The sequence below is a fragment of the Segeticoccus rhizosphaerae genome, assembly GCF_009192725.1.
Lineage (GTDB): Bacteria > Actinomycetota > Actinomycetes > Actinomycetales > Dermatophilaceae > Segeticoccus > Segeticoccus rhizosphaerae.
In genome coordinates, this window is sequence record NZ_VOHR01000230.1 from 1 (window position 1) to 6,112 (window position 6,112).

The following is a 6,112-nucleotide window of genomic DNA, read 5'->3' on the forward strand; positions in this document are numbered from 1 at the left end:
TCCCGGTGGCCGAGAGCCGGGCGACATCGGTGGCGGCGGGCCGGGTCCGGGTGGCCGAGAGCCGGGCGACATCGGTGGCGGCGGGTCGCGTCGCGAGGGCCCCGGGGCCTTGAGCAGCAGTGCGACGGTCGGCTCGGAGTGGCTCTACCAGCCCAACGTCGGTGCTCGCCCGGACGAGGCCGAACCCTGACTCCGCCGCACCGGCCCCGCCATCACCGGCGGGGCACGTCGGCATGCCTGGCCGCCGGATTACTGCAGGGGGTAGACCCGCGTATCCGCGTCGGGCGCCAGCTCGAGGCCGAGCAGGGCGTTCTCGACGACCTCGGTGAGCGCGGGGTGGATCCAGTACTGCCCCTGCGCCATCTCGCGCACGGTCTGCCCGGCATACATGCCCTGGACCAGCGGCTGGATCAGCATCGACGCCTCGTGGCCCATGATGTGCGCGCCGAGCAGTTGTCCGGTGGTGCGCTCCGCAACCAGCTTGCAGACACCGGTGCGGTCCTCCATCGCCCAGCCGTATGCCGTGTCCCCGTAGTCCTGCACCTTGGTCACCACGTCATGCCCGGCAGCACGTGCTTCTTCTTCGGTGAGCCCGACCGCGGCCACCTGGGGATGGGTGAAGACGGCCTCCGGCACGAAGCGGTGGTCGATCGGGCGGAGGTCGCCCGGGTGGGCGAGGTTGTGAGCGACGATGCGCGCCTCGTGGTTGGCCACGTGCTTGAGCTGGTAGGGCGAGGACACGTCCCCCAGCGCCCACACGCCCTCGGCCGTGGTGCGGCCGTGTTCGTCGACCTTCACCCGACCGTCGTCGTGCAGCTCGACACCGGCCAGGTCCAGTCCCACACCCCTGGTGTTGGCCGTGCGACCGGTCGCGACGAGCAGCAGGTCGCCGTCGGCGTGGGTGCCGTCGGCGAAGTGCAGCCGGACGCCGTCCGCGTCCCCGGTGACCTTGACCAGCTTGGTCTCGAGCCGGACGTCCCAGCGACCGCGTGCCAGCTCGGTGAACCGCTGGCTGATGTCGGTGTCGAGGTGTCGCAGCACCGCGTTGCTCCGGCCGACCATCGTCACCTCCGTCCCGAAGGCGCCGAACACGTGCGCGAACTCCGCGCCGATGAAACCTGAGCCGAGGATCAGCAGTCGGCGCGGCAGTTCATCGATCCGCATGATCGTGTCGGAGGTGTGGAACGGCACGCCAGACTCGGCCACCTCCGGCGGGACGTCGGCGTGGGTGCCGGCGGCGATGACCACTTGGTCAGCGGTGACGTGCTCGATGGTCCCGTCGACGTCCACGTCCATCGCACGCGGCCCGGTGAAGGTCGCACGCCCGAGCAGGGCGGTCGTGTTGGCGCCGTCGCGCCGGTAGTCCAGTCCCCCTGCCGAGATCGGGTCGATCCGGCCGAAGATGCGGTCGCGGATCTCCCTCCACCGCACGCCGTCGACATGGGCGTCCACGCCGAGCCGGCCGACCTCGCCGACCGCCGTGGCGACGTCGGCGGGGTATACATACATCTTGGTCGGGATGCAGCCCACGTTGAGGCAGGTGCCGCCGAAGACGCCTGCCTCGATGACCGCGACCTGTTTGTCGTCGAAGTCGGGGGTGACGAGCGAGTTGCCGGAGCCGCTACCGATGATGGCCAGGTCGTAGTGGGTCACGCCCCGATGCTAACCAGCGGCGGCGTGCCGGCCGGTCACCGCCAGCACGTGGGACAGGCTCGGCCCCGAGAGCCGTTCGTGCAGCTCGGCGAAGAGCGCCACGCCCCGCTGCCCCGGCCAGTCGTGGGGCAGGTATTCCGGCGGCAGCGCCGGGTCCAGGTAGGGGATCGAGCGCCAGGCATCGAGCGCCCGCAGGTAGTCCGAGAACGCCGCGGGACCGTCCACCTCCTCGTTGCCCGCAGCAGACTGCCAGTCCGCGATCGCTGGCTGGCCGCGGCCCGTGGCACGGTCCTCGTCGCCTGCCGCACGCCAGCGGGCGGCGACCGGCTCGAACTCACTGGTGAACACGTCATACCGGCCGCCGAGGGCAGGCAGGTCCCACCACCGGGCCACCGCATCGGCGAGGTCTCCGTCGACCAGCGGCTCCTGCGTGCACAGGATCGTCGTGTAGCGCAGCAGGTCGACCTCGGCGAGCACCTCGCGGGTCTCCTCGATGAGGTGCCCGGGGCCGATCCACGCACCGGGCGTCATCGCGCCGCAGCCGAGCCACGTCAGTCGGGTCCGTAGCTGGTGCCGCAGGTGCCGGTGCGCCTCGGGGACCGAGAAGACGACCACCATCCAGGGGTCGCCGACGCGCATCTGGTGGTAGCCGTAGATCCTCCGGTCGCCGCGGGCGAGCATCACCTCCGCCTCGTCGGCAAGGGCGTATCCGGTGGCGCCGCGTGCCTGCGGCACGAGCAACCCCTTGGCCTTGAGCCGGGAGAGGTTGGTGCGCACGCTGGCGCCCGAGACGCCCAGTCCCTCAAAGAGGTTCACCAGGTCGGCCACGGCGACCCAGCCACCGATCTCGCGCAGGAACGAGCCGATGAAGGTGCGCATCAGCGAGCTGTCGCCGCGGGTGGGGCGCAGCTCGTCGAGCCGGGCGCTCACGGTTCGGTTGCGTCGACCCGGGCCGAGGGCGAGTCGGCAGCCACGGGCCGCGACTCCAGGACCTCGCGCATGATCGCGAGCGCCTGCTCCACCTCGGCGAAGGTGGTGGACAGCGGCGAGAGCCCGATCCGTATGCCGTCCGGCTCGCGGAAGTCGGGGATCACTCCCCTGTCCCAGAGCGCCTGGTTGACCTCGCGGAAGTCGGCGCGGCGGAGGGTGACGTGACTACCGCGCCGGGCCGGGTCTCGGGGCGAGGCGACCTCGACCCCGAGCTCGCTCGGCCAGCCGTCGACGATCTCGATCGCAAACTGCGTGAGCGCAACGGACTTCGCACGGATCGCCTCGATGCCGGCCTCGGCCACGAGCTCGACGCCGACACGCACCGGCAGCATGCCCATGATCGGCGGGGTGCCGCTGACCACGCTCCGGATGCCCTCGGCCGGACGGTAGCCCGGCCCCATCTCGAACGGGTCGTGCCGACCCATCCAGCCCCAGATCGGCTGCTGCAGCTCGCCCTGCAGCCGCTCTGCGACGTAGCCGAAGGCAGGGGCCCCCGGCCCGCCGTTGAGGTACTTGTAGGTGCACCCCACGGCCAGGTCGACGCTCCACCGATCGAGCTCCACGGGCACCGAGCCAGCGGAGTGGCACAGGTCCCACAGCATCAGCGCGCCGGCGTCGTGTGCGATCCGGGTGATCGCCTCGGCGTCCGCCAGCCATCCAGAGCGGTAGGCGACGTGGCTGAAGACCACGAGGGCGGTGTCCGGGCCGACCGCGCCGGCGACCTGTTCGGGCCGGATCCCCTCCGCGGGATCGGTCTCCACCCAGCGCAGCCTCAGGCCGCGCTCGTGCGCGATGCCTTCCAGCACGTAGCGGTCCGTGGGGAAGTTGTCGGTGTCCAGGAGGATCTCGTGGCGGCCGGGGCGCGCTGCGACGGCGGCTCGGGCGAGCTTGTAGAGCATGACGGTGGTCGAGTCGGCGACCACCGTCTGCCCGGGGGCGGCGCCGAGCACCGATCCCCCGACGAGGTCACCGACCGTCTCCGGCCAGGTCATCCACTCGTCGGTCCAGCCCCGGATCAGCCGGCTCCCCCACGTCGCCGTGATCAGGTCCTGCATCCGCTCTGCGACCTCGCGCGGCGGGCGGCCGAGGGAGTTGCCGTCGAGGTAGGCCACCACCGGAGCGCCGTGTCCCGCCGCCAGGTCACCGGCGGGTCCGGCCGCGCCCACTGGCAGGAACCGGTCGACGAACCCGGCGAGCGAATCCGCCGCGTCCAGCTCCGCAGCCCGCGCCCGCGCTCCCGTTCCCCTCCCCTCGACCGGACGCCCCTTCGACGGGTCCGCTCGGGCGGAATCGGTGACGTCACTCGCGGCCGAGGTGTTCGGTCGGAGGCTTCTCACCCCATCGTCGCCGCTCACGACGGGGTCACCTCGGAGATCTCCCCGCGGACGGCATACAGCTCGGGGAAGAAGGTGAGGTCAAGAGCCTTGCGCAGGAAGGGGATCCCGCTCGACCCACCGGTGCCCGGCTTGGAGCCGATGATCCGTTCGACCGTCTTGAGGTGACGGAACCGCCAGAACTGGAAGTTGTCCTCGATGTCGACGAGCTCCTCGCAGGTCTCGTAGACGCCCCAGTGCTCGTGCGGGTCCTCGTAGATGAGCTTCAACGTCGGCACCAGGTCGGGCTCGAGGGTGTAGGGCTTGCGCCAGTCGCGCTGGAGCCGCGAGGCCGGGATGTCGTAGCCGCGGCGCGAGAGGAAGGCGAGGAACTCGTCATACAAACTCGGTTCGGACAGCAGCCGGCGCAGGTCCGCCTGCGCGGCGGGGTCGTGCTCGAAGACGGGCAGCATGTCGGCGTTCTTGTTGCCGAGGATGAACTCGACCTCGCGGTACTGGTACGACTGGAAACCTGACGAAGAGGCGAGAAAGCTTCGGAACTGGGCGTATTCGCTGGGAGTCAGGGTCGCGAGCACCGACCACTGATCGGTCAGCTGGTGCTGGATGTGCTTGATCCGGGCCAGCCGCTTGAGCGCCGGAGCGAGCTCGTCGGCCTTGATCAGCTCGCGGGCCGACCGCAGTTCGTGCAGCATCAGCTTGAGCCACAGCTCGGAGGTCTGGTGCTGGATGATGAAGAGCATCTCGTCGTGCTGCAGGGGATGGCTGAGCGGCTGCTGCGCGGAGAGCACCTTGTCCAGGTGCAGGTAGTCGCCGTAGGACATCGCCGTGGTGAAGTCGGAGCGCACCCCCTCCTCGAGGGTCCGGGTGTTGTCGCGCCGGGTCGCGTCTTCGGTGGTCACGATGGGTCTCCTGCCTGTGCCGCAGCTGGTGGACCCGACGAACGTTACAACTAGCTGACGTTCGTCACAAGACTGTATGCCGTGCCCGGCTGCCCTCGGCCGCCTCCTCCAGGACCGCGCCCGGGACGACACAGACGCCGTCGACGCAGACCGCGCTGCCCACGTCCCCGACCATGGTGAACGGGCCCGCCTGCTCCTGGGACGGCGCCTCGTCCGAATACCGATCCCGCGAGTCCTCTCGGGCGTCCCGGCCGAGGTCGCTCGCCCCCGAGGTGTCCGGTCGGGCGCTGGCGGTGGTATCGCTCATGCCGACGCCTCGTCCTGCTCTCGCTGCCCCGGGTCGTCCTGGTCGTCGCCCTGGCCCTCGCCGTCGGCCGCCGCCTGGGCGAGGGCCGAGGCGAACACGTCCGGCTCCTGCGCGCCCGAGACGCCGTAGCGCGAGTCGAGCACGAAGAAGGGGACGCCCGAGATCCCGTAGGCACGTGCCTGGGCGATGTCGGCAGCCACCGCCTCGCGGAACTGCCCCGATTCGAGCGCCTGCACGACCTCGGCACGGTCGAGGCCGACCTCGGCGGCGAGGTCGGCCAGCTCGTCCACGTGCCCGACGTGGCGGCCCTGCTCGAAGTAGGCCGCGAGGAGCCGCTCCTTGAGCTCGATCTGGCGGCCGCGGGCCTTGGCGAGGTGCAACGCCTCGTGCGCCTTCAGCGTCTTGGTGTGCCGGATGTGGTCGAAGTCGTAGGCCAGCCCGACGGACGCGGCGATCTGCCCGACCCGGTCGAGCATCCCGGTGACCTGCTCACGCGGCATACCCTTGTGGCCGACCAGGAAGTCGACCTCGCTGCCCTCGAAATCGACTGGGGTGTCCGGCGCCAGCTCGAAGGAGTGGTACTCCACCTCGACGTCGCGTTCTCCGCCAGCCGCGGCGTAGCGCCGCACCCCCTCCTCGAACTTGCGCTTGCCGATGTAGCACCACGGGCAGGCGATGTCGGACCAGATGTCGACCTTCAACGGTTTCGTCACGTCAGCGGCAACGGCGTGCGGGACGTGGGCATTCCGCGAGCCGTCCAGAAGCACGAGCCACCGGGCACGAGGCTCGGGGCTCAGAGCTCAGGGCTCAGGGCAAGCACGTCGCAAGGACAAGCAGACATCCCATGGCGAAACCTGTCAAGCTGCGGCGGCTGGTTCGTCGCGGTGCGACCACGCAGTCGTCTCGTCGTACCGGGTGCCGGTCTTGAG

General features: G+C 70.5%; 7 protein-coding genes. 1 reads left to right on the forward strand and 6 read right to left on the reverse strand.

Annotation, left to right across the window (positions count from 1 at the left end):
* On the forward strand, positions 1–190 hold a 190-nt coding region (locus FRW57_RS24095), incomplete at its 5' end, for a hypothetical protein (protein ID WP_203230358.1).
* A 59-nt stretch (positions 191–249) separates the two neighbouring features.
* On the opposite strand, the gene FRW57_RS15765 is transcribed toward FRW57_RS24095, so the two are convergent.
* From FRW57_RS15765 to FRW57_RS15790, 6 genes are all read right to left on the reverse strand, one after another.
* On the reverse strand, positions 250–1,653 hold the full coding sequence (locus FRW57_RS15765; RefSeq protein WP_152186438.1) for a mycothione reductase: 1,404 nt from the start codon (positions 1,651–1,653) through the stop codon (positions 250–252).
* A gap of 9 nt (positions 1,654–1,662) precedes the next feature.
* Positions 1,663–2,583 (reverse strand): PaaX family transcriptional regulator, encoded by a 921-nt coding sequence (locus FRW57_RS15770; RefSeq protein ID WP_152186439.1) that lies wholly within the window; start codon positions 2,581–2,583, stop codon positions 1,663–1,665.
* A complete protein-coding gene (locus FRW57_RS15775; RefSeq protein ID WP_152186442.1) occupies positions 2,580–3,857 on the reverse strand; it encodes a kynureninase in 1,278 nt (425 codons plus the stop codon). Before FRW57_RS15775 ends, FRW57_RS15770 begins: the two co-directional genes overlap by 4 nt.
* Before the next feature lie 137 nt (positions 3,858–3,994).
* Positions 3,995–4,876, reverse strand: coding sequence for a tryptophan 2,3-dioxygenase (gene kynA / locus FRW57_RS15780; protein ID WP_275263154.1), 882 nt, complete (start codon positions 4,874–4,876; stop codon positions 3,995–3,997).
* 64 nt (positions 4,877–4,940) lie between these two features.
* Positions 4,941–5,183 (reverse strand): hypothetical protein, encoded by a 243-nt coding sequence (locus tag FRW57_RS15785; protein WP_152186440.1) that lies wholly within the window; start codon positions 5,181–5,183, stop codon positions 4,941–4,943.
* Entirely contained in the window at positions 5,180–5,896 is a 717-nt protein-coding gene (locus FRW57_RS15790) for a DsbA family oxidoreductase (protein ID WP_152186441.1), read from the reverse strand. Before FRW57_RS15790 ends, FRW57_RS15785 begins: the two co-directional genes overlap by 4 nt.
* Positions 5,897–6,112 lie beyond the last annotated feature (216 nt).

What these genes read in the sequence shown, in the direction of transcription:
- FRW57_RS15785 (WP_152186440.1), bottom strand. Translation starts at nt 5,183, where the DNA reads ATGAGCGATACCACCGCCAGCGCCCGACCGGACACCTCGGGGGCGAGC.